We start from the raw sequence: 464 nt of genomic DNA on the forward strand, positions 1-464 counted from the left end.
CGGAGCAGAGCACACCGTCGGTGTGAGCGTCGCCCCGAATCGACGCTCGATATGCACTGCATCGGCGTGATGCGGCGCCCTGAACAGCGCCTCTCACAAACGACACAACAAAGCGGAATCGCTCAGTGCGAGCTACCGCCCGAAGACCCCTTGCGCCGGTCGATGAACGCAATGATCTCGCCCATGATCCCCTTGCGGAACGCGAGCACGCAGATCACGAAGATCAGGCCCGTGACCATGGTCACCGACTCGCCCAGCGTGTTGAACCAGTCGACCGTCGTGATGCGCGCCAGGAAGCTGCCGAGCTCGCCGATCTTGTTCTCGAGCAGCACCACCACCGCCGAGCCCACCAGCGGGCCCGACAACGTGCCCAGGCCGCCGACCAGCGTCATCAGGATCACCTGGCCCGACGCGGTCCAGTGCACGTCCGACAGCGTGGCAAAGCCCAGCACCAGCGTCTTCAG

At 64.9% G+C, this 464-nt stretch carries 1 pseudogene; it reads right to left on the reverse strand.

Features of this window, described 5'->3' with window-relative positions:
- Window positions 1-122 precede the first annotated feature (122 nt).
- Window positions 123-464: pseudogene (locus DBV14_RS33825) on the reverse strand (branched-chain amino acid ABC transporter permease); the annotation flags it as partial.

The sequence above is a fragment of the Variovorax sp. KBW07 genome (genome assembly GCF_003852515.1).
Lineage (GTDB): Bacteria > Pseudomonadota > Gammaproteobacteria > Burkholderiales > Burkholderiaceae_C > Variovorax.